Genomic DNA, 20,816 nt, shown 5'->3' on the forward strand with positions numbered 1-20,816 from the left:
AGTTCAAGTATTTCGGATGCTTCGCCGGAATGCCGGCTTGCTTCACCTTTGCGCGAGCATCGCGCCCGGATTGAGGATGCCGAGCGGGTCGAAAGCTCGCTTGACGGCTCTCATCAGCTCGAGCGCCTCCGGCTGTGCATGTTCCGCCAGCGCATGGGCCAGGCTCTTACCGATGCCGTGCTCCGCGGTGATGCTGCCACCGAACGCGCTGACGATCGCGAAGACCTCCGCATTGACGGCATGACCGAGCTCGCCCCGCCGCTCGGCTGGCGTCTCCCGCGGAAAGAGCAGGATGACGTGGATGTTGCCGTCGCCGACATGGCCGACGAAGAGCGCTCGCGTGCCTGCGAAGCGCTCGGCCGCCATCGCTTCGACCGCCGTGATGAAGGTCGGGACGTCGGCGACTGCGACGCTGGTGTCGTGCGAGACGCTGAAGCCAGCCCGGCGGTTCGCTTCCGCGACGGCGAAGCGCAAATGCCAGATCGCACTGGCTTGTGCCTCGCTCTGGGCGATGGCGGCGTCCTGGAGCAGGCCCTGTTCCATGGCGTCGGCGAGCGCCTCGGTGAGCAGCTCTCCGATGCGCCCGGCCGGATCGCTGTCGGCGAGCTCGATGAAGACGTACCAGCGATGGCGCCGGTCTAGTGGCAGGGCCGTTCCGGGCACGAGGTCGAGTGTGAGGCCCATCTCGCCGTCGCACATCAGTTCGAAGCTGGAGATGCGCTCGGCTGCGCCCTGCCTCAGCAGGGCGAGCAGCCGCAAGGCGTCCGCCGGACTGGCGAGGCCGCACAGTGCCGTTGCGCTCGCTCGCGGCTTGGGAAACAGCCTGAAGGTCGCTGCCGTCACGACCGCGAGCGTGCCCTCCGAGCCGATCACCAGCTCTTTCAGCGCATAGCCGGCATTATCCTTGCGCAGCGGCTTCAAGCCATGGATCACGGCGCCGTCGGCACGGACATATTCGAGGCCGAGCACGAGATCGCGCACCGTGCCGTAGCGGATGACGTTGATGCCGCCGGCATTGGTCCCGACCACGCCGCCGATCTGGCAGGAGCCTTCGCTGCCGAGGCTGAGCGGGAACAGCCGGTCGCTGGCGGCAGCAGCCTGCTGGACATCGGCGAGGATGCAGCCGGCTTCGGCGGTCAGCGTGTCGCCCTCCGTGTCGATCGCCCTGATCCGGTTGAGGCGCGCCAGCGTGAGCACGACCGCTTTGCCGGAACCATCCGGAGTCGCGCCGCCCGAGAGCCCTGTATTGCCGCCTTGCGGCACGATCGGCGTGCCCGTCGCCGAGGCCCAGCGCAGAATCGCCGAGACCTCTTCGACCGTGCGCGGACGGAGCAGGGCGAGCGCCGCGCCCTTATGCTTGCCGCGCCAGTCGATGAGGTGCGGCGCCATCGCTTGCGGATCGGTGACGATGGCGGCTGGATCGAGCACCACGCGCAGGTCATCGAGCAAACTCATCGCCTCAGACCGCGCCGGCATCGACGATGAAGTTCTGGCCGGCGCACATGCGCGAGACGTCGGAGCAGAGGAAGAGCACCATCTGGGCGATGTCCTCCGGCAGGATCTCCCCCTTCAGCGCCTGTGCTGCCTGGTTGGCGGCACCCTTCTCCGGCGTCCACCAATGCGTCCGCTGGCGCTCGGTCATCACCCAGCCCGGCGTGACGCAGTTCACCCTGATGCCGTCGGGTCCGAGCGCCCGCGCCAGCGAGCGGGTGAAGCCGATCACCGCCGATTTCGCCGTGGTGTAGGCGATCATATGCGGCGAGCCCTTCATCCACGAGGTCGAGGACAGGTTGACCAATGCTCCGCCGCCGAGGTTGCGCATATCCGGCGCCAGCGCCTGCGCGACGAACATCATCGGCCGGAGGTTCACGGCGAGACGGTCGTCCCAGTAAGCTTCCGTCACCACCTCGAAATCGTGCCGCTCGTCATGGCCGGCATTGTTGACGCCGATCGCGAACGGGCCGTGCAGGCCGCGCGCCGCTGCGATCGCCGCTTGCGTTGCCGGGATGTTACGCAGGTCGACTTGATGGAACGAGACCTCGCCGCCAGCAGCCGAAAGCTCGGCGGCGAGCCGCTCGCCGCGCCCGGAATCGATGTCGAGAAAAGCGACCTTCGTACCTTGCCGCGCCAGCGCCTCGACGATGGCGCGGCCGATGCCGTCGGCGCCGCCGGTGACCAAAGCTGCCTTGCCGGCGAGATCGGGATAGCTGGCTTCGGCTCTCACCCGCCGAACTCCGCCGCCGGCAGGCCGGGCACGTCGACCGGCAAGGTGAAGAGCCCGCCCGAGAACGGCGCTTCGGCGAGCATGCGCGAGGGCAGGCGGATGCGCGCCGTGGTGATGAACAGTGTCTTCAGGTCCGGCCCGCCGAAAGCGAGGCTGGTCGGGCGCGGCACCGGCAGCCAGACCTCGCGATCCAGTCTGCCGTCCGGCGCATAGCGATGCAGGCACCAGCCATCCCAGATCGCGCACCAGACGAAGCCTTCGGCATCGACCGCGAGCCCGTCCGGCCGGCCGGCGACCTCGGTGAAGACGCGGCGATTGGCGAGCGTGCCGGCCTTGGCGTCGAACGCGTAGGCATAGATGCAGCCATGGGCAGAATCGACGAAGTAGAAGCTCCGACCGTCCGGGCTCCAGTCGAGCCCGTTGGCGACGGTGAGCCCGCTCTCCCGCCGCTGCCAGGAGAGGTCCGGCGCGATCGCGTAGAGCGAGCCGGAGGCACGGCTGGCGTCGAGCCGCATCGTCCCGGCCCAGAGCCGGCCCTGCCGGTCGCATTTGCCGTCGTTGAAGCGGTTGTCGGGGATGTCGGCTTCGGGGTCGGCGAGCGGCGTCAGCCGGCCGCTGGCGAAATCGAACGCCTCCAGCCCCTCCTGCGTCAGTACCACCAGCCCGCCGCCGCGGCGGCCGAGCACGGCGCTGACCAGGCGTGGCAGCGTCACCTCCTCATTGTTGCCGGTCGCGGGGTCGAAGCGGTTGACCGAAGGCGCGAGGATGTCGACCCAGTAGAGCCGCTGCTCGCCGGCCGACCAGTACGGACCTTCGGCGAGATGCGCCCCCCAGGGCAGGACGCATTGCACATTGGGATCGACCGGCCGCGCCGAGCGCGGCGCCGGGGAGATGTTCATCTGCGTCGCGCCGACATTGCCGGAGATCTGCCTTGCAGCCGCCATCAGGTCGCGGCCGGTGGTGTGCAGCCGCTCGCGCGTCAGCCGCGAGGATGGACCGAACACGCCGATCGCCGCGACGGCGCGGCCGGTATGATCGAAGATCGGCGCCGCGACCGAGGCGACGCCGGCGACATGCTCTTCCTGCGAGACGGCGTAGCCGCGCGCCCGGGTCAGGGCGAGGTCGGCGGCGAGCGCCTCCTCCTCCGTGATGGTGGTCTCGGTGAAGCGTTCGAGCTTAAGCCGGTCGACGAGGGCGCGCTGCTCATGCGGCTGGACGAAGGCAAGGAGTGCCTTGCCGCCGGCGGTGCAATGCAGCGGCGCGCGCCGGCCGATCTCGATGCGGAAGCCATAGGGGCCGCCGCGGCTGCGCTGGTCGATATAGAGCACCTCGCCATTGTCGATGGCGCAGAGCGCGGCCGTCTCGCGCGTCTCCTCGGCGAGCCGGTCGAGCGCCGGGGCGCCGGCGCCGCGCAGGTCGAAGGATTCCCAGACGCGATGGGCGAGTTCGAACAGGCGGTGGCCGAGCCTATAGGTGTTGTCGCTCTCCTCGTGCCGGATCAGGCGGAAGGTGAGCAGCGTGTTGAGCATGCGCGCCAGCGTGCCCTTGGGCAGGCCTGTCGCCGCCTGCAGGTCGCGGAAGCGCGGCGGCGCCGAGGCTTCGCCGATCACGTCGAGCAGATAGAGGCCCTTGGCGAGGGCGGCTGCGCCGGTCGGGACGTCGCGCTCGTCCGGCGTCAGGACGCGCGCTTCACCCGCGCCTGCGCCGCCTCGCCGATCATGCGCTCGAAGGTCCATTGCGGCTCATACCCCAGTTCTGCCCGGATCCTGGCGTTCGACGTCTCGTAGAAGACGCCGGCGCCCGGCAGGTCGATGGTCTTCAACGGCAGCCCCGTCAACTGCGCCATCATCGGCAGCGCCACGGCGAAGTCGACCGGCTCGGTCGCGCCGAGATTATAGGTACGCCCAGCTGCGCGTTCGTCGGAGAGCGCGAGCAGGATGCCGGCGACCATGTCGCGCGTGTCGGTGATGTGCATGCGGAAGGGCCGGCCGACCTCGTTGCGCGACAGCACCAGCACCTCGCGCCCGTCGTCGATGGCGCGTAGCGCCGCGACGGCAGCGGCATTGCCGAAGCCTTCCTGCTGCCGGATCTTCGGCTGCAGGAAGAAGCGCGGGCCGGAGAAGAAGCTGCCGGGATCGAGCAGTTCGCTTGCATCCTGCGTGTGCGAGAAGCGCAGGATCGTTGTGGGAGTGCCGCTGGTCCGCTCGAAGAAGCGCACGATCTCCTCACCGAGCAGCTTGCTCAAGCCATAGGGCGAGCGCGGCTTCAGCGGGTGGTCCTCGTCGATCGGCTGATAGTCCGGCACGTTCTCGGGATAGACCTCGCCGGAGGAGGCGAAGACGAGCCGCTTCGGCGCTGCCGCCGCAGCCTCCTCCAGCAGCAGGCGCGTGCCCTCGACATTGGCTTGGAACAGCCGGTCGCGATCGGCCGGCAGCCAGGACATGAAGGCGCCGAGATGCAGGATCGCGTCTGTACCCTGCACGGCCTCCCTTGCGGCGGCGCGGTCGTCGAAGCCGCCGAGCACCTCGCGATAGGCGGTATGCTCGATCCCGCTGGCGCGCAGGTCGAAGCCGGTGACGCGGTGGCCGGCTTCGAGCAGTTGCCGCGCCACGCGCGAGCCGACGCGCCCGGCGCTGCCGGTGACCAGAATGGTGCTCATCGGATCGCCTCGCCGCTGGCGGCATCGAAGACATGGAGCCGGGCCGGATCGAAGGACAGCGTCAGCGTTTCCTCGGGTGGGCGCGGCTCCGGATTGATCAGGCGCGCGATCAGTGAGGTCCGTCGTGACTCATCCTCGCCGCCGGAACTCGCCTCGCGGCGGTGCTCCTCGGGCAGGTCGACATAGACATATTGCTCGCTGCCGAGGCTCTCGATCAGCCGCGGGCTGACCGCGAAGGAGACTTGGCCCGGTCCCGCGGCGATGTGCTCGGGTCTGAGCCCGACGACGATCTCCTTGCCCGCGAGCGCGGCGGCGTTCGTGACCGGCAGCGTCACATCGTGGCCGAACAGCTTTGCGGTGACGCCGCCGCCTGTCGCCTGCGCCTTCGTCTTCAAGAAATTCATGCCGGGCGAGCCGATGAAGCCGGCGACGAAGAGATTGGCCGGCTCGCGGAACATCACGTCGGGCGAGGCGATCTGCTGGATCACGCCGTCCTTCATGATGACGATGCGGTCGGCCATCGTCATCGCCTCGGTCTGGTCGTGGGTGACGTAGATCGTGGTGACGCGCAGCCTCTTGTGCAGGGCGCTGATCTCGGCGCGGGTGTGGACGCGCAGTTTGGCGTCGAGATTGGAAAGCGGCTCGTCCATCAGGAAAGCCTGCGGTTCGCGCACGATCGCCCGTCCCAACGCGACGCGCTGACGCTGGCCGCCGGACAAGGCGCGCGGCCGGCGCTCGAGCAGATGGTCAATGCCGAGGATCTTGGCAGCGTCATTGACCCGCCGGTCGATCTCGGCGGAGTCGGTGCCGCGCATCTTCAGGCCGAAGCCCATGTTCTTCCGAACCGTGAGATGCGGATAGAGCGCGTAGTTCTGGAAGACCATGGCGATGTCGCGGTCGCCCGGCGCGAGGTCGGTGACATCGCGCTCGCCGATGCTGATCTTGCCGGAGGAGGCCTCCTCCAGCCCGGCGAGGATCTTCAGCATGGTCGACTTGCCGCAGCCGGACGGGCCGACGAGGACGACGAACTCGCCATCGGCGATGTCGAGCGAAAACGCCTTGAGGACGGTGAGCCCGCCATAGGATTTGGTGACGGCGTCGATACGGATTCCAGCCATGCGGGTTCTCTTACTTCTCGGCCCCGGCCGTGAGGCCGCCGACGAGATAGCGTTCGAGGAAGAGGTAGATCGCGAGGATCGGCAGGGCGACGAGGATCGAGGCGGCGGAGATGTCGCTCCAGTTCGAGATGTACTCGCCCTTCATCGTGGTGATGCCGAGATTGGCGGTCCAGTTGCCCTGGGCGTTGGTCAGGAAGGTGCGGGCATAGGCATAATCCGACCAGGACAGCACGAAGCCGTAGAGCGCCGTCGCCGCCAGCCCCGGCGCCGAGACCGGCAGGATCACCCGGACCATGGCGCCGAGCGGCGAGCAGCCGTCGACCATCGCCGCCTGTTCGAGCTCGCGCGGGATCGTGTCGAAATAGCCCTTCAGCATCCAGGTGGTGAACGGGATGATCAAGGTGGCGTGGGCGAGGATGATCGACCACAGGCTGCCGATCAGCTCGAGATTGCGGAAGATGCCGAAGAGCGGGATCACCAGCAGCGTCGCCGGCAGCATCTTGGCGGTCAGGATGAACAGGCCGAGCGACTGGCCGCCACGGACCCGGAAGCGCGACAGGCTGTAGCCGGCGAGCACCGAGACGACCATGGACAGGCTCACCGCGCCGATCGCCGCCAGCGCCGAATTGCCGAGCCAGAGCAGGATCGGCTTATCCGCCATGATCTGCCCGAATACACCCCAGCGCGGCTCGCTCGGCCAGAAGCTCGGCGGCAGTTGCCGCAGCTGGCTCGGCTCGGAGAGCGCGGTGACGACGAGCCAGTAGATCGGGAAGACCAGGATGGCGCAGGTCAAGACAACGCCGGCATAGAGCAGGGCGTGACGTGTGGTTTTCCGTCTCATCGGCCGCCTCCTCAGATATTGTCCGGCGCGCGGGCGATCATCAGCCGGCTCGCGATCACGCAGACGATCAGGGTGATGACGCCGATGGCGGAGGCGTAGCCCATCTTGAAGAAGCCGAAGGCCTGCTCGTAGGTCATGATCGAGAGGCTCTGCGTCGCCTTCAGCGGGCCGCCGCCGGTCAGCACGTAGATGATCGAGAAGTCGCGGAAGACCCAGAGCATCACCAGCACCAGCGTGACGCCGATCACCGGCATCAGCGAGGGGATGGTGATGTAGAGAAGGCGCTGCCAGGCGCGGGCGCCGTCGACCTTGGCGGCGTTGTAGAAATCCTCCGGAATCGACTGCAAACCGGCCAGCATCATGATCGAGACGAAGGGATAGCCCTTCCAGACCATCACCGTGCAGACCACGGCGAAGGCGGCGTCGGGCGAGGAGAACCAGTTGATCGTTTGGTCGACCAGGCCGAGCCTGATGAAGAGCCAGTTCATCAGGCCGAAGGAGGAATCGAACAGCCAGGCGAAGATCACGACCGCGATCACCTCGGGGATCGCCCAGGGCAGGGCGACGAGCAGACGCGCCAGCGCCTGGCCCTTGAAGCGGTTGTTGACCAGCAGCGCCGTGCCGAGGCCGAGCAGGAAGCAGAAGAACGAGACGATGGTGACGAGCTTGAACGTCACCCAGCAGGCGTTCCAGAAATCCTCGGAGCCGAAGAGCCGCTCGTAATTGGCGGTGGTGAAGGGCCGGCGCGGCTGGTCGAGCCGGGCGATGTTGACGTTCTGAAACGAGAGGTCGACCGAGACGAACAGCGGATAGACGATGATCAGCGCGATCAGCAGCACCGCCGGCGCCAGCAGGAGATAGCCGAGCCAGTGCCGCCGGCTCGGGCGGGCGAGGTCGAGGAAGGCTGATCGGGGCATGGTCTGATCTCCGCCGCTGCGGCGCGCTCCGTCATGCTCGCCCTTGTGGCGAGCATCCACGTCTTGGACGCCGCCCTTCGGCCAGCGAAGACGTGGATGGTCGGGACAAGCCCGACCATGACGATGAGAGGTCGGGCTCGTGCTCTTGGGCGCCGTGCTACTGCTTCTGCAGCGCTTCGGCCTTGGCCTGCATCGTCGCCGCGACGGCCTTCGGGTCGAGGTCCTGGATGATCATGCGCTGGGACTCTTCCATGACCATCTTGGCGAACTCGTTGAACTGCAGCTCCAGCCCCTTTGGAATGCGGTCGACCTTGGCGTCGGCCGCCGCCTTGGTCGCCTGGACCAGCAGGTCGAAATGCGGCGTGTCCTTGGTCGCGGCCGAGGTGTCGGCGCGTGGGCTAGGCGGCGGCGAGGCTCCGAGCGTCGCATAGCTCGACTGGAACTTGTCCGAGGTCGCGAGCGCGATGAAGTCCCAGACCAGCTTCTTGTTCTCCTTGGGCGCATCGGCGGCGATGCCGAGCACGTTGGAGGAGCCGCCGACCGGTGGTTTGAACGGCACCATGCCGAGCTTGATCTGGTCCTTGGCCTTGCCCTTCTGGATGATCGGGTAGAGCCAGGGTCCGTCCATCTTCATCGCGATCTTGCCGTCGGCGAACATCTGGCGGACCTCGCCAGCCGGCAAATCGCGCGGCGTCAGGCTGGTCTTGACGATGGTCTTCCAGCGCGACAGGCCCTCGATCATCTCGGGCGTGTTGATCGTCACCTTACCGGCATCGTTGGTCCAGCGCCCGCCGGCATCGAGCGTGTAGTTCATCATCTCGCTCATATACTGGCCGCCGCCGCCCTTGGTCTCGTGGCCGGTGCCGAACTGGTCGACGATGCCGTCGCCGTTGACGTCCTTGGTCAGCTTCTGCGCCGCAGCGAGGAACTCGGCATAGGTCTTCGGGACGGCAAGACCTTCCTTCTTCAGGAGGTCTTCGTTGTAGGCGAAGATGTAGCCGAAATAGAGCATCATCGTGCAGACGGTCTGCTTGTTCCAGCTGCAGGTGTCCTGGCCGGCCCAGCCCTTGAGATCGAGCTTGGCGTCCTTGATGTAACTGTCGAGCGGCTCCAGCCAGCCATTATCGGCGAATTTCTGGAACTCGAAGGAGGCGAGGTGGACGATATCCGGCGGCTTGCCGCCGGCGAACAGCGTCGTCATCGTGTCGGCATAGGCGCCGCGCTCGACCTTGGTCCATTCGATCTTGACGCCGGGATGCGTCGCCTCGAACTCCTTGATCACCGAGCCCCACCAGTCGCCGACGCCGCGCTCGTCCTTCTGCCAGGAGACGAATTTCAGCACCTTGCCCTGCGCCCAAGCGGCGCCGGGGAGAAAGCCGGCGGCGAGCGCGAGCGCAGCCGCGGACAGTGCAAGCCTCTTCCTCGTCATGGTCCTCTCCTCCCTTGGTTTTATCGTTACAGCCGCTTCAGCAGCTTGAGCGCGTCTTTCGATGGCTCGACCCCGAGGCCGGGCCCGCTCGGCAAACGGTAGAAGCCGTCGCTGCAGTCCATGTCGCCGGTGAGCAGCCGCCGGTTCGGCTCGAAGATCGAATGCTGGAACTCGTGGCACTCGACCGCCGCGAGTGCCGAGGACGCATGCAGGCTCGCGGCCAGGAACAGGCCGATGCCGATGGTGGCATGCGGGATGACCCTGAGATGATGCGCCTGCGCATAGAGGCCGATGCGCATGAATTCGGTGACGCCCTTATGGCCCATCTCCGGCTGCACGATCGCGCAGGCGCGCCGGGCGGCGCGCGGCACGAGATCATAGACCGTGCGCCATTCCTCGCCGGCCGCGACCGGCGTCGAGACCTTCGAGGCGACATGGGCGAGGCCGTCGAGATCCTCCGGCTTCACCGGCGCCTCGGCGAACCAGAGACCGTGCGGCTCCATCGCCCGGATCGCCGCGACCGCCTCTTCGCCAGTATGGACCCAGTGCATGTCGCAGGCGATGCGGGTTTGCGAACCGAGCCGCTCGCGCAGCGTCCTGATCTCGGCGACATTGCCGTCATCGGCGACGGGGGCGGCGAACTTGAAGCTGTCGAAGCCCTTCGCCTGCCATTCGGCGGCGAACTCGGCCCGCTCCGCCCGTGTCGGCTTCGGCAGGCCGGAGATATAAGCCGGCAAACGCTCATGCTTCTGCCCGCCGAGCAACTTGACCAGCGGCAGGCCGGAGAGCTTGCCGCAGAGGTCCCAGAGCGCGATGTCGATCGCGGCGAGCGCGTCGAGATAGAAGCCGCCAGTGTAGCCGCGCACCCGCATCAGGTCGTAGAGATCGTCATGGATGACGCTGACGTCGCGCGGGTCGCGCCCGACGACGAAGGGGCCGAGCAGGTCGTCGATGATCGCCATCGCCGCGCCGGGCGCGACGATGCCATAGGTCTCGCCCCAGCCGACCGCGCCATCAGCCGTCTCGATCCGCACGACCACGGTGCGGTCGACGGTCGGATAGACCGTGCGGTTGCCCTTGCGGACGATATAGCCGTGATCGTTGATGCGCTCGCCCTCGCGCAACGCGCCGAGATAGGGCGTCTCGCGCGGAATGGTGATCGAGAAGACCTCAACGCGGGCGACACGCTCGGCCATCACGCGCCTCCGCCGAGCGTCGGCTCACGAGGTTCGACTGTCATCAGCTCGGCGCAGGCCTCCAGCCAGGCGTCGATTTCGGCGACATCGAGCGCGTCCATCGGCGGCACCTTCGCCCGCACGACCTGGTTGGTCAGCACGCCGCGCCGGGTCAACACGTGCTTGGTGAAGGCCATGCGGAAGTTGAACTGGATCACCAGCAGCGGCAGCGTGCGCATATAGAGCTCGCGCGCGCGCTCGATATCGCCGGCGCGATAAGCCCGGTCCATTGCGACATGGATATCGGCGAGCTCGACCGCGGGCATCGCCCCGCAGGCGCCGCGGTTGTATTCGTCGATCAGGTAGCGCGCCCCGCCGCCGCCGATCACGCCCTTCAGATGCGCCGGCTTACCGGCCGCGAGCGCGGAGATGGCGAGGCCCGACGGCAGCGTCTCTTCCTTGACATAGGTGATCGCCGGATTGGCGCGGACGATCTGCAGGATCGCCTCGGGCTTAAGGTCGGAGCCGCGCGGCGCCGGCGCGTTCTGCAATACGATCTCGATGCCGGGCACGGCCGCGGCGATCTCGCCATAGAAAGCCGAGACCGCCTCCGTCGTCGTGCCGATGCTCTTCGGCGCCTGGATCATCACATGGCCGATGCCGTTGGCGAGGGCCTCGCGGCAATGCGAGATCGCTTCGAGCGCAGTCGGAGCGTTCGCCCCGGCGACGATCGGCACGCGCCCGCCGACCCTGGTGACCACCACCTTCAGGAGCGCCGTCCGCTCGGCCGCGGTGAGCTCGTCGACCTCGCTGGCGAAGCCGGGGAACACCACGCCGTCGACGCCGCTCGCGAGCGCAAAGTCGACGATGCCCGCCATCGCCTCGGGATCGACAGCCCCTGCCTCGGTGAACGGCGTCGGCAACACCGGCAGCATGCCCTGCAGCACTGCGCTCCTCCAATCGATCCATATAATGGATCATTTGTTTTCTAATATGGACCGTACTTCTCGACACTGAGATCGTCAAGCGCGCATGAAAAAGGCCGCCGGATTTTGCACCCGGCGGCCTTCATGATTCCGCAGCTTCCGGCCGCGGTCAGTGCTTGTGAGCTTCGGCCGGCGCGCGGGCGCCGACCGACTGCACCGAGAACTCGACCGGGACCGCTCCGGCCTTTTCGAAGGTCAGCGTGCCCTTGATCTTTTCGCCTTCCTTGAGCTGGCGTTTCAGCTCCATGAACATGATGTGATAGCTGCCGGGCTTGAGCTCGAGCTTGGCGCCGGGCTTGAGCTCGACGCCATCGGGCAGGCCGCGCATGGTCATCACGCCGTTGTTCATCGACATCTCGTGGATCTCGACCTTGCCGGCGATCTCGCTGCTGCCGCCGAGCAGGCGATCAGCGGCACTGCCGGTGTTGGTGACCGCGACATAGCCCCCGGCGACCTTGGCGCCGGCCGGGGTCGCGCGCGTCCAGGGCTGTTCGATCTTGAGCGGGCCGGCCGTATAGTCCTGGGCGAGGGCGCTGCCGCAGTTCAGCGCGAGGGCCGCAGCGGCGAGGGTGAGGCGAAACTTGATCATGTTGGGGCTCCTTAGCGTGATCAAAGGGAGAGGCGGGTCTTGGCGAGCTCGGTATTGCGCCGGGCAGCGTCGATCAGGGGCTTGCGCCGCGCCAGCACCTCGCCCGTGAGCTTGGCGCCGGCACGCTCCGGAGAGCCGGCGTCGAAAGGCGGCTGCGGATCATATTCCAGCACGAGCTGGATCAGGCGCGCCGTCTCCTCATCGCGCAATTTGGCCGCGACCGTCAGGCCGAAGTCGATGCCGGCGGTGACGCCGCCACCGGTAATGCGATTGCGGTCGGTGACGACGCGGCTGTGCTCGACGCTTGCGCCCATCGCTGCCAGCAGGTCGCGGATGTACCAATGGCCGGTGGCGCGATAGCCCTTGAGCAATCCGGCCGCGCCGAGCACGAGCGAGCCGGTGCAGACCGCCGTGACATAGCGGGCCCGAGCGCCGCGATCGGCAAGGAAGGCGAGAGTCTCGGCATCCTCCATCAGCGCAACGCTACCCTTCAGCCCACCGGGGATGAACAGCACATCGAGATCGGCCGGGCAGTCGGCATAGCTCGTTGTCGGCGTGACCGGCAGGCCAAGATCGTTCGTGACCGGCCGCCGATCCTTCCAGACCAGATGCAATTCCGCCCGTAGCAAGGAGAACACGGTCAACGGCCCGATCAGGTCCAGCATCACCATGTCGGGATGCACGACCATCGCGATCCGCGGCGCGCTCGCTCCGGCAGGCTGGGCCAGCACGGTTTGCGGCAGCCCGGCGAGCAATCCAGACAATGCGCCAGCCGCCGCCAATCCGGTCCAGTCGCGTCGTGTGATGTCACCTGTCATGGCCTGATCTCCACGGTCTCCTTGAGATGGGTCATCGCGAAATCCGAGACCAGGATCTCGAGCTCGATGGTCCAGCGGCCGGCGACCGGAAGTGTCAGCTCGCCGACCTGCCAGCTGCCATCCGGCTGTTTGGCAGCCTGCCGCTCAATCGGTTCGATGCCGGCCTCGGGTCGCGACAGAGCAAGCCGCAACTCTTTCGCCGCGAGAGGGCCGAATTCGCCATCGAGCAGCGAGACGGTGATCGTCACCGGTCCGGCGCGTCCGGGCGTCACGCTGATGTCGGCCATCGCCTTCTCGGTATGGATATGGACGCTTGCCGGCTGCGCTGCGGCGGCCGCCAGAGCGCGCGGCGGTGGCGTGAAACGCCACAGTGCGACGACCGCGAGAATGGTGACGATGATCGCGATCTCGGCCGCGATGATCCGCGTCAGCAGTGAGCGGCTGCTCGCGCGTCCGGAGATGACCGCGCCTGTCAGCCGATAGCGGTTGAAGGCGCCAAGGCCGATCAGCGCCGCGACCAGCACGAGCTTGCCGGTGAGCACGAGGCCATACGGCGTCGTCAGCAACGCTCCCGGATGCTCGACCTGGACGATAGCGAGCGCGGCGCCGCTCAGCAGGATGACCAGCAACAGCACCGGCATGCGCTGCGAGAAGCGTTGCAGCGCCAGTGCATCGGGCTGCCGCAGGGCGAAGGCGAGGGGCAGCAGCGCGCCGGCCCAGCCGGCCATGCCGATCGCATGCAGGAACACGGCCGGGCGGGTCAGGATTTCCGGCGCGGCGGCGCTGGCATGACCGCTGGCCGCGAGCGCTGCCCCCGCACCGAGCCAGGCGAGGAGCGCGAGCAGGCGCCCGCTCCGGCCGAGCCGAAAGAGCGCGATCAGTGCCACGAGCAAGGCGAGAGCGGCGATCACCGCGGTGCGACCGAAGCTGCTCTCGGCGGCGGCCTGCCAGGCAGCAGGCTGAAGCGCGGCGGAGAGCGGCAGCGCCAGCGCATCGAGCCCTTGCGTCGCAAAGGCGACTGGCAGCGACAGCAGCCCGAGCGCGAGGAAGCCCGCGATCGGCCGGCGCGCGGTAGCGGGCAGCGGGGCGACCCACGCCATGAAGGCTACGCCGCCTATGCCGAAAGCAAGACCAAGATAGAGCCCGAGCTTGCCGAGCCAGAGCGCGATACGGACGGCCGGCTCGATCTGAACAGCCGTGGCTGGCGGCGCTGCGCTCGGTGCGCCGATCGAGAACAGCACCGAGCCGCCGACGGGATGGCCGTCCTCGGAGACGACGCGCCAGCTCAGGACATGCGTGCCATTGGCGAGATCGGATGGCGCGACGATCGTGAGCGTCCGGTCGGCAAGCGTGAAGCGTGTCAGTGGGCGGCTTGCCCCGTCCGGGCCGATCAGCTTCAGCACCAGCGGCGAGACCGGCTCGCTGAAGCTCAGGCTGAACTCGGCGGGCGCGCTGGCGACCACCGCGCCATCGGCCGGAATGGTCCTGGTCAGCGCGGCATGCGCCAGCGCCTGTCCCGCCGTCACCAGCGAGGGGACGGCGAGGCCGAGCAGGATGAGGAGGAGATGAAGTTTCCGGGCCATGGCGGAAAGGCGGCCGGGCGGGAACGCCCGGCCGCGCTCGCTCACTTCTTCGGTGTCAGTTTCAGGCCGGGCGCAGGGAATTTGTAGTCATCAGCCGACTTGCCGGCCGCCGGGATCTCGATCCAGCGCTCGACCGCGCCGCCCTCGCAGTCCTGCACTACCGGCACGTAGAGCGTCGTCTCCGGCTTGAGGTCGGCAGTGAGATAGGCGCGCAGGACGAACTCGTCATAGTGCTCGTCGAGCAGCTTGCCGCCGCTCCAGCTGACCTCGGTGACGCCCTCGGCCGTCGGTGTGCCGTAATAGTCGTAAGGCTTCTCGTACTTGCCCTTGGTGGTTTCCAGCGTCCAGCCGGGCTTCGGCATCGGCTTGACCGCGATCACCCCTTCCGGAATGCGGACGCGGACCTTGGTCGTGGCCGCGCCCTTGCAGCCATGCGGCACGCGCAGCACCGCCTTGTAGGTCGAGCCGACCGGGGCCTGCTGGGTCTCCAGCGTGACATGGGCGAGTGCCGGAGCGGTGGCGAAAGCCGCGAGGAGGGCGGCGAGCGAAAGCGACTTCATGATAGGAAATCCCTGGAGGATGACGCCGGCACGGCCGGCGCAGCCGCGCTTGGCGGCGTGGATCTGGAAGGTGCACGCGAGCCAGCAGGATGCCGTCGCGAGCGAATGAGGCGAGGAAAGGCCGCTGGCGGCCGTCAGCGAGGAGCAGGCAGCGCGCCGAGCGCGCGGCAGGGCTACCCTGATCAGGCGCTAGTGGGCGGTGCGCGCGGATTCGCTGGGGTACGGCCGGCGACGAAGCCGGATGGCACGTCGAGCCGGCGCTGGAAGGCGACGAGATCGACGGCGCGATGGACGATCGGCAGGAAATCGCTGGGCGCGGCAGGCGCGCCGGCGCCGGTGAAGGCGCAGCCGAGCATGCAGCAGCTCATCAGCTCATGCGTGGCGGCGCCGTCGCTTTGGCTCATAGGCTGATCGCCGCCGGCGCAGAGCGTCATCGCTAGCGAACGGTCGAGGCTGAAGCTCGCCGCGTTGGCGCCGGAGGCGAGGCCCGCGAAGATCGCCTGCAGCACGACGAGATAGGCCGCGACCAGCGCGACCCAGCGTCTCATCCCTGCTTTGCGATGCCCTGCGGACAAAACCGGCCCTCCTGCGGCTTCGATAGCATGGCTGCCGGCAGGGTCAATTTGCGTCAGTGTCTCAGTGGCCGTGGTGCTCGCAATGGCTGTGGTCGGCCAGCGCCTCGATCACGGCGCAGTCGCTGGCGGCGACGCCGCCCGAGCAAACCGTTGCGATCCGGGCAAGTTCCGCCTCCAGCGAGCGCAAACGCGCAATCTTGTCGCGGACCTCATCGAGATGGCCGGCGGCGATGGCATGTGCTTCGTCGCAGGCCATTCCGGGTGTGTCCGAAAGCCGCAGCAGGGTGCGGATGCTCTCGACCGCGAAGCCGAGATCGCGCCCATGCTTGATGAAGGCGAGCCGCTCGACATGGGCGCGGCCATAGCGGCGCTGGTTGCCCTCTGAGCGCTCAGGCTCCGGCAGCAGGCCGACCTGCTCGTAATAGCGGATGGTCTCGACCTTGACCCCGGTCCGCTCGGCCAGCGTCCCGATCGGCACCACGCGCTCAAGGGTTTTCGCCGGCCGCATGATTTTTCCTCTTGAAGCTGTAGTGGCTATAGGTTGTAGGTAGGTGGTCCCGCAGCGCTGTCAAGCGGAGACGACACATGGCCACTGCCGCCAAAACCGAAACGGAAACGCTGTCCTGGAAGGTCGGCGGCATGGATTGCGCCAGTTGCGCCGCCAAGATTCGCGGCGCGGTCGAGCGGCTGCCCGGCGTCTCCGATGTGCGCCTCTCGGTGATGTCGGAGACGCTGACCCTCGCCCTCGATGAAAGCCGGACCGGCCGCGACGCCATCGAGAAGCGTGTCGCCAGCCTCGGCTATACGACGACGCCGGCAAGCGCTCCGCGTGCCGCTGCCCCCGAGCCGGCCGCGGCTTGCGACTGCGGCCATGACCATGGCTCGGAGGAGAAGGCGCATGATCATGCGCACGACCACGCTCATGACCATTCGGCCTGCGGCGGGCACGGGCACGACCATGCTCATGACCACAAGCACGATCACGGCCATGACCGCGCCCATGGCAAGGCCGGCAAGAGTGCCGACCATGGCCACGGCCAGCCCGGCCATGTCCATGAGCCGACGCCGGACGGCGTCTCCTGGTACCAAACTGGCAAGGGCAGGCTCGTCCTCCTCACCGGGACGCTGCTCGCCGGCGCCTGGCTCGCCAAGTTCGTCGTCTCGGATGCGGTCGCCTATTGGGCCTTCGTCGTCGCCTGCGTGATCGGCGTGGTGCCGGTGGCGCGCCGCGCTTTCGCCGCGGCCAGGGTCGGCCAGCCCTTCACTATCGAGATGCTGATGACGATCGCCGCGACCGGCGCGCTCGTCATCGGCGCGGCCGAGGAGGCGGCGCTGGTCGTCTTCCTCTTCGCCGTCGGCGAGGTGCTGGAAGGCGTCGCCGCTGATCGCGCCCGCGCCTCGATCCGGGCGCTGGGCGATCTCGTGCCCAAGACGGCCATCGTCGAGGAGAATGGCGAGACCCGCCAGGTCGATGCCATCAGGCTGAAAGTCGGCCAGATCGTGCTGGTGCGCCCGGGCGACCGTATTCCTGCCGACGGCGCCATCACCGACGGCATCTCCGGTATCGACGAGAGCCCGGTCACCGGCGAATCCGTGCCGAAGACCAAGGGCGTCGGCGAACAGGTCTATGCCGGCTCGGTCAATCGCGAGGCGGCCCTGCGCGTGCGCGTCGAGAAGGCGGCTGAGGACAACACCATCGCCCGCATCATCCGCCTGGTCGAGGAAGCGCAAGAGGCGCGCGCGCCGACCGAGCGCTTCATCGACCGCTTCTCGCGCATCTATATGCCGGCGATTGTCGGCCTCGCCATCCTGGTCGCGCTGGTGCCGCCGCTCGCCTTTGGTGGTGAATGGTCGGTCTGGATCTACCGGGCGCTGGCGCTGCTGCTGATCGGCTGCCCCTGTGCGCTGGTCATCTCGGTCCCGGCTTCGATCGCAGCGGCGCTCTCGACCGGCGCGCGCCAGGGCCTGCTGCTCAAGGGCGGCGTGGTGATCGAGGCCGCGGCGCGCACCGGCGTCGTCGCCTTCGACAAGACGGGAACGCTGACCGCGGGCGAGCCGCGCGTCACCGAAATCGTCGCGCTCGGCCATGACGAGCGCAAGGTCGTCGAGCTGGCAGCAGCCGTCGAGACCGGCTCCAGCCACCCGCTGGCGCTCGCCATTCTCGCCCGGGCCAAGGCGCATGCGATCCCGGTTCGCGCCGCCGCCAATGCCACGGCGCTTGCCGGCAAGGGCGTCACCGGCGAGCTCGACGGTATCGCCATCTTCGTCGGCGCGCCGCGTCACGCGAAGGATCGTGCCAGCTTCGACGCTGCCGCGCTTGAGGCGGTCGAGCGGCTTGAAACCGCCGGCAAGACCGTCGCCGCCGTCATCGCCGATGGCCAGCTCGCCGGGCTGATCGCACTGCGTGACGAGCCCCGGGAGGATGCCGCCGCCGCCATCGCCGAGCTCAAGGCGCTCGGCGTCCGCTCGGTGATGCTGACCGGCGACAATGCCCGCACCGGCGCCGCCATCGCGGGCTCGCTCGGCCTGGAGCACAAGGCCGAATTGATGCCGGACGACAAGGTCGCCGCCATCAAAGCGCTTTCCAAGGAGGCGCCGGTGATGATGGTTGGCGACGGCATCAACGACGCCCCGGCTTTGGCCGCCGCCAATATCGGTGTCGCGATGGGCTCGGGCACGGACGTCGCGCTCGAGACGGCAGACGGTGCGGTGCTGAAGAGCCGGGTGCGCGACATCGCCGCGATGATCCGGCTGGCCCGGGCGACGATGGGCAACATCCGCGCCAATATCGCGATCGCTCTCGGCCTGAAGGCCGTGTTCCTGGTCACCAGCGTGCTCGGCTACACGGGCTTGTGGGTCGCGATCCTCGCCGATACCGGCGCGACCGTGCTGGTGACGGCGAACGCGCTGCGTCTGCTGCGCTTCAACGCCGGCAAGGCCGGCTGAGGAGGCGTCCATGTCCGGCATGGAGATCGCCAGCTATCTGATGGTCGTGGTCTACGTCGTCAGCTTCCTCGCCATGTCGGCGATCCTGGCGAAGGAAGCGGGCCGCCCGGTCTGGCTGTTCGGCAAGGGCGAGGAGAAGCAGACCCTGCCGGCGCTGCTCTTCCGCCTCGCCTTCGCCGGCGCCGTGTTCTGGCCGCTCTGGCTCGCCGCCTTCGGCAATCCGGTGGCCGGCGACCCGCTGGCGGCGGCGCTGGACGGGCCCTGGTTCGACGTGCTCGGCCATCTGCTCGTCGTCATCGGCGCCTGCATCGCGCTGTTGTCGCAGCGCTATATGGGCACCTCCTGGCGCATCGGCGCGGCGCAGGGCGAGCAGGGCGCGATCGTCGATAGCGGCCCCTTCGCGATCTCGCGCAACCCGGTCTTCGTCGGCCAGGCCCTGCTTTTCATTGGCTTATTCATTGTCCTGCCGAGCCTTGTCCAGGCGGCGTTGACGTTGGCGCTGCTGCTCGCGATCAGGCTGCAGGTGGTGATCGAGGAACGCGTGCTCGCCGTCTCGCTCGGCCAGCCCTATCTCGCCTACAAGGCCCGCGTCCGGCGCTGGCTCGGCGCTACCGGAGAAGCGGCATGAGCTGGTCGCGCAGACTTGGCCTTGCTGCAGTCATTGCGCTCGCGGCGGCGGGGCTCGATCAGGCCAGCAAATGGCTGATGCTCGAAATCGTCCTGAACCCGCCCGAGCCGATCGCGCTCACGCCTTTCCTCAACCTGCGCCTCGGCTTCAACACCGGTGTCAGCTTCGGTCTGTTCCGTGACACGCTCGAAGCCTGGCCCGGCCTGCTCGGTCTGTTCAAGTTCGCGGCCGGCTTCGGCTTGCTGGCCTGGGCGATGTTCGCCGGGCATCGGCTCGAACGTATCGGCCTGGCGCTGATGGCGGGCGGGGCTTTCGGCAATGCGATCGACCGCTGGCGCCAGGGCGCCGTCACCGACTTCCTCGATTTGCATTGGGGCGATTGGCACTGGCCGACCTTCAACGGCGCCGACATCGCGCTGACTTTCGGTGTGGCGCTGATGCTGCTGGCCGCCTTGCCGGTCATGAACCGAACGCTGGATCGAGCCGAAGCATGAGCGGAGGATTCTGATGGGAGCCGGACACTCGCATGGCGGCAGCGCCGGCACGGCGGCCGGCCGACACAAATCGCGGCTCGCCATGGCCTTCGGCCTGACCTTCGCCTTCATGCTCGCAGAGGTCATTGGCGGCCTGTGGACCGGCAGCCTCGCGCTGCTGGCCGATGCGGCGCATATGTTGACTGATGCCGGTGGGCTTGCTCTGGCGCTGGTGGCGATCCGCTTCGCCGAGAAGCCGGCGACGCCGCAGCGGACTTATGGCTATGTCCGCATGGAGATCCTGTCGGCGCTGGCCAACGCCGTCGTTCTGCTGCTGCTCACCATCTACATCCTCTACGAGGCCTATGAGCGCTTCCGGAACCCACCGCCTATCCTCGGCGGGCCGATGCTCGCCGTCGCGGTGGTCGGGCTGATCGTCAATCTGATCAGCATGAAGCTGCTCTCCGGCGGTTCCTCCGAGAGCCTCAACGTCAAGGGCGCCTATTTCGAGGTGTTGAGCGACATGCTCGGCTCGCTCGGCGTCATCATCGCCGCCGTGATCGTGATGGCGACCGGCTGGACGCTCGCCGATCCGATCGTCGGCGCCGGCATCGGCCTGTTCATCGTGCCGCGGACCTGGATCCTGCTGAAGCAGGCGGTCCACATCCTGATGGAGGGCACGCCGCCGGAGGTCGATATCGCCCTGCTGGAGAAGTCGCTGTTGGCTCTGCCGGGCGTCAGCGCTGTCCATGACCTGCATGTCTGGACTCTGACATCTGGTCTCGACGCGATGAGCGCCCATATCGTGGTCGCCGATATGGCTGAGGCCCGGGCGACGCTCGTTGCGGCCAACCGGTTGCTCGCCGAGGAGTTCGGTTTGAAGCACACCACGATCCAGATCGAGGATGAGGCGATCCGGCGAGCCGATGGTCACGAGCAGCGTCTCTGAGCCACCGCAATTCCGACACAGGTACAGCTGAAAGCCGCACCATGGAATCGTTCATCGCCGCCTTGGTCTCGCTCCTGATCCTCGATCCGATCCAGGGCGCCATCACCAGCCAGCTCTCTGCCCTCGGCATCCCGCGCGATAGCGCCGAGAAGGTCTCTGCCTGCGCCCGGGCCGCGACACCTGCGATCGTGTCGCGCGTCGGCGAGAATCCGGGTTGGGCCGTCGTCCAGGTCGCGCGCTTCTGGACAGGGGTGGCAAGCCCGGATGTCGTGCTGGTCGAGATCGCCCCGCAATGCGCCGGCGCGGTCGAGACGGCCAAGCGCGCGATCGGCCGCTCGGTCTGACG

The 20,816-nt window shown here is 67.8% G+C and carries 21 protein-coding genes; 5 read left to right on the forward strand and 16 right to left on the reverse strand.

Features of this window, described 5'->3' with window-relative positions:
- Positions 1 to 42: 42 nt before the first annotated feature.
- From AC07O0_RS17525 to AC07O0_RS17600, 16 genes are all read right to left on the reverse strand, one after another.
- On the reverse strand, positions 43 to 1,455 hold the full coding sequence (locus AC07O0_RS17525) for an FAD-binding oxidoreductase (protein ID WP_494624960.1): 1,413 nt from the start codon (positions 1,453 to 1,455) through the stop codon (positions 43 to 45).
- Positions 1,456 to 1,459: 4 nt separating this feature from the next.
- Entirely contained in the window at positions 1,460 to 2,224 is a 765-nt protein-coding gene (locus AC07O0_RS17530) for an SDR family NAD(P)-dependent oxidoreductase (RefSeq protein ID WP_494624961.1), read from the reverse strand.
- Complete coding sequence (locus AC07O0_RS17535) at positions 2,221 to 3,960, reverse strand: SMP-30/gluconolactonase/LRE family protein (protein ID WP_494624962.1); 1,740 nt, start codon at positions 3,958 to 3,960, stop codon at positions 2,221 to 2,223. Before AC07O0_RS17535 ends, AC07O0_RS17530 begins: the two co-directional genes overlap by 4 nt.
- Positions 3,900 to 4,883, reverse strand: a complete 984-nt coding sequence (locus AC07O0_RS17540) for an NAD-dependent epimerase/dehydratase family protein (RefSeq protein ID WP_494624963.1) — start codon at positions 4,881 to 4,883, stop codon at positions 3,900 to 3,902. The genes AC07O0_RS17535 and AC07O0_RS17540 overlap by 61 nt, the downstream gene beginning before the upstream one ends.
- Complete coding sequence (locus tag AC07O0_RS17545; RefSeq protein ID WP_494624964.1) at positions 4,880 to 6,001, reverse strand: ABC transporter ATP-binding protein; 1,122 nt, start codon at positions 5,999 to 6,001, stop codon at positions 4,880 to 4,882. The genes AC07O0_RS17540 and AC07O0_RS17545 overlap by 4 nt, the downstream gene beginning before the upstream one ends.
- A 10-nt stretch (positions 6,002 to 6,011) precedes the next feature.
- Positions 6,012 to 6,842, reverse strand: a complete 831-nt coding sequence (locus tag AC07O0_RS17550; protein ID WP_494624965.1) for a carbohydrate ABC transporter permease — start codon at positions 6,840 to 6,842, stop codon at positions 6,012 to 6,014.
- A gap of 11 nt (positions 6,843 to 6,853) precedes the next feature.
- Positions 6,854 to 7,759, reverse strand: coding sequence for a carbohydrate ABC transporter permease (locus tag AC07O0_RS17555; protein WP_494624966.1), 906 nt, complete (start codon positions 7,757 to 7,759; stop codon positions 6,854 to 6,856).
- A gap of 157 nt (positions 7,760 to 7,916) precedes the next feature.
- Entirely contained in the window at positions 7,917 to 9,188 is a 1,272-nt protein-coding gene (locus AC07O0_RS17560) for an ABC transporter substrate-binding protein (RefSeq protein ID WP_494624967.1), read from the reverse strand.
- A 26-nt stretch (positions 9,189 to 9,214) separates the two neighbouring features.
- Positions 9,215 to 10,384 (reverse strand): mandelate racemase/muconate lactonizing enzyme family protein, encoded by a 1,170-nt coding sequence (locus tag AC07O0_RS17565; protein ID WP_494624968.1) that lies wholly within the window; start codon positions 10,382 to 10,384, stop codon positions 9,215 to 9,217.
- Positions 10,384 to 11,298 carry a dihydrodipicolinate synthase family protein gene (locus tag AC07O0_RS17570; protein WP_494624998.1) on the reverse strand — a complete coding sequence of 305 codons (915 nt, stop codon included), beginning with the start codon at positions 11,296 to 11,298 and terminating at the stop codon, positions 10,384 to 10,386. The genes AC07O0_RS17565 and AC07O0_RS17570 overlap by 1 nt, the downstream gene beginning before the upstream one ends.
- Positions 11,299 to 11,458: 160 nt before the next feature.
- Positions 11,459 to 11,938 carry a copper chaperone PCu(A)C gene (locus AC07O0_RS17575; protein ID WP_494624969.1) on the reverse strand — a complete coding sequence of 160 codons (480 nt, stop codon included), beginning with the start codon at positions 11,936 to 11,938 and terminating at the stop codon, positions 11,459 to 11,461.
- Positions 11,939 to 11,958: 20 nt separating this feature from the next.
- On the reverse strand, positions 11,959 to 12,756 hold the full coding sequence (locus AC07O0_RS17580; RefSeq protein WP_494624970.1) for a DJ-1/PfpI family protein: 798 nt from the start codon (positions 12,754 to 12,756) through the stop codon (positions 11,959 to 11,961).
- On the reverse strand, positions 12,753 to 14,339 hold the full coding sequence (locus AC07O0_RS17585; RefSeq protein ID WP_494624971.1) for a copper resistance CopC/CopD family protein: 1,587 nt from the start codon (positions 14,337 to 14,339) through the stop codon (positions 12,753 to 12,755). Before AC07O0_RS17585 ends, AC07O0_RS17580 begins: the two co-directional genes overlap by 4 nt.
- Before the next feature lie 41 nt (positions 14,340 to 14,380).
- Positions 14,381 to 14,902: a YcnI family copper-binding membrane protein gene (locus AC07O0_RS17590; RefSeq protein WP_494624999.1), complete on the reverse strand. Its 522-nt coding sequence runs from the start codon at positions 14,900 to 14,902 to the stop codon at positions 14,381 to 14,383.
- A gap of 179 nt (positions 14,903 to 15,081) precedes the next feature.
- Positions 15,082 to 15,447, reverse strand: a complete 366-nt coding sequence (locus tag AC07O0_RS17595) for a DUF2946 family protein (RefSeq protein ID WP_494624972.1) — start codon at positions 15,445 to 15,447, stop codon at positions 15,082 to 15,084.
- An 88-nt stretch (positions 15,448 to 15,535) separates the two neighbouring features.
- Positions 15,536 to 15,955 carry a MerR family transcriptional regulator gene (locus AC07O0_RS17600; RefSeq protein ID WP_494625000.1) on the reverse strand — a complete coding sequence of 140 codons (420 nt, stop codon included), beginning with the start codon at positions 15,953 to 15,955 and terminating at the stop codon, positions 15,536 to 15,538.
- A 104-nt stretch (positions 15,956 to 16,059) separates the two neighbouring features.
- Between AC07O0_RS17600 and AC07O0_RS17605 the strand changes: the two genes are divergently transcribed.
- From AC07O0_RS17605 to AC07O0_RS17625, 5 genes are read left to right on the forward strand one after another with little or no spacing between them, the layout of a single operon-like run.
- Positions 16,060 to 18,420: a heavy metal translocating P-type ATPase gene (locus AC07O0_RS17605; RefSeq protein ID WP_494624973.1), complete on the forward strand. Its 2,361-nt coding sequence runs from the start codon at positions 16,060 to 16,062 to the stop codon at positions 18,418 to 18,420.
- A 10-nt stretch (positions 18,421 to 18,430) separates the two neighbouring features.
- Positions 18,431 to 19,048, forward strand: a complete 618-nt coding sequence (locus AC07O0_RS17610) for a methyltransferase family protein (protein ID WP_494624974.1) — start codon at positions 18,431 to 18,433, stop codon at positions 19,046 to 19,048.
- Entirely contained in the window at positions 19,045 to 19,542 is a 498-nt protein-coding gene (gene lspA / locus AC07O0_RS17615) for a signal peptidase II (RefSeq protein WP_494624975.1), read from the forward strand. Before AC07O0_RS17610 ends, lspA begins: the two co-directional genes overlap by 4 nt.
- A 13-nt stretch (positions 19,543 to 19,555) precedes the next feature.
- Positions 19,556 to 20,470 (forward strand): cation diffusion facilitator family transporter, encoded by a 915-nt coding sequence (locus AC07O0_RS17620; RefSeq protein ID WP_494624976.1) that lies wholly within the window; start codon positions 19,556 to 19,558, stop codon positions 20,468 to 20,470.
- A gap of 41 nt (positions 20,471 to 20,511) precedes the next feature.
- Complete coding sequence (locus AC07O0_RS17625; protein WP_494624977.1) at positions 20,512 to 20,814, forward strand: hypothetical protein; 303 nt, start codon at positions 20,512 to 20,514, stop codon at positions 20,812 to 20,814.
- Positions 20,815 to 20,816 lie beyond the last annotated feature (2 nt).

This window comes from Allobosea sp. GW821-FHT10B12 (assembly GCF_059415545.1).

Excerpts from the sequence above, each read along its gene's own strand:
- AC07O0_RS17535 (WP_494624962.1), bottom strand. The coding sequence starts at position 3,960 with ATGGACCTTCGAGCGCATGATCGGCGAGGCGGCGCAGGCGCGGGTGAA.
- AC07O0_RS17540 (WP_494624963.1), bottom strand. The coding sequence starts at position 4,883 with ATGAGCACCATTCTGGTCACCGGCAGCGCCGGGCGCGTCGGCTCGCGC.
- AC07O0_RS17610 (WP_494624974.1), top strand. The coding sequence starts at position 18,431 with ATGTCCGGCATGGAGATCGCCAGCTATCTGATGGTCGTGGTCTACGTC.
- AC07O0_RS17605 (WP_494624973.1), top strand. The coding sequence starts at position 16,060 with ATGGCCACTGCCGCCAAAACCGAAACGGAAACGCTGTCCTGGAAGGTC.
- AC07O0_RS17585 (WP_494624971.1), bottom strand. The coding sequence starts at position 14,339 with ATGGCCCGGAAACTTCATCTCCTCCTCATCCTGCTCGGCCTCGCCGTC.
- AC07O0_RS17570 (WP_494624998.1), bottom strand. The coding sequence starts at position 11,298 with ATGCTGCCGGTGTTGCCGACGCCGTTCACCGAGGCAGGGGCTGTCGAT.
- AC07O0_RS17625 (WP_494624977.1), top strand. The coding sequence starts at position 20,512 with ATGGAATCGTTCATCGCCGCCTTGGTCTCGCTCCTGATCCTCGATCCG.
- AC07O0_RS17580 (WP_494624970.1), bottom strand. The coding sequence starts at position 12,756 with ATGACAGGTGACATCACACGACGCGACTGGACCGGATTGGCGGCGGCT.
- AC07O0_RS17620 (WP_494624976.1), top strand. The coding sequence starts at position 19,556 with ATGGGAGCCGGACACTCGCATGGCGGCAGCGCCGGCACGGCGGCCGGC.
- AC07O0_RS17555 (WP_494624966.1), bottom strand. The coding sequence starts at position 7,759 with ATGCCCCGATCAGCCTTCCTCGACCTCGCCCGCCCGAGCCGGCGGCAC.
- AC07O0_RS17550 (WP_494624965.1), bottom strand. The coding sequence starts at position 6,842 with ATGAGACGGAAAACCACACGTCACGCCCTGCTCTATGCCGGCGTTGTC.
- AC07O0_RS17560 (WP_494624967.1), bottom strand. The coding sequence starts at position 9,188 with ATGACGAGGAAGAGGCTTGCACTGTCCGCGGCTGCGCTCGCGCTCGCC.
- AC07O0_RS17595 (WP_494624972.1), bottom strand. The coding sequence starts at position 15,447 with ATGAGACGCTGGGTCGCGCTGGTCGCGGCCTATCTCGTCGTGCTGCAG.
- AC07O0_RS17575 (WP_494624969.1), bottom strand. The coding sequence starts at position 11,938 with ATGATCAAGTTTCGCCTCACCCTCGCCGCTGCGGCCCTCGCGCTGAAC.
- AC07O0_RS17525 (WP_494624960.1), bottom strand. The coding sequence starts at position 1,455 with ATGAGTTTGCTCGATGACCTGCGCGTGGTGCTCGATCCAGCCGCCATC.
- lspA (WP_494624975.1), top strand. The coding sequence starts at position 19,045 with ATGAGCTGGTCGCGCAGACTTGGCCTTGCTGCAGTCATTGCGCTCGCG.
- AC07O0_RS17545 (WP_494624964.1), bottom strand. The coding sequence starts at position 6,001 with ATGGCTGGAATCCGTATCGACGCCGTCACCAAATCCTATGGCGGGCTC.
- AC07O0_RS17565 (WP_494624968.1), bottom strand. The coding sequence starts at position 10,384 with ATGGCCGAGCGTGTCGCCCGCGTTGAGGTCTTCTCGATCACCATTCCG.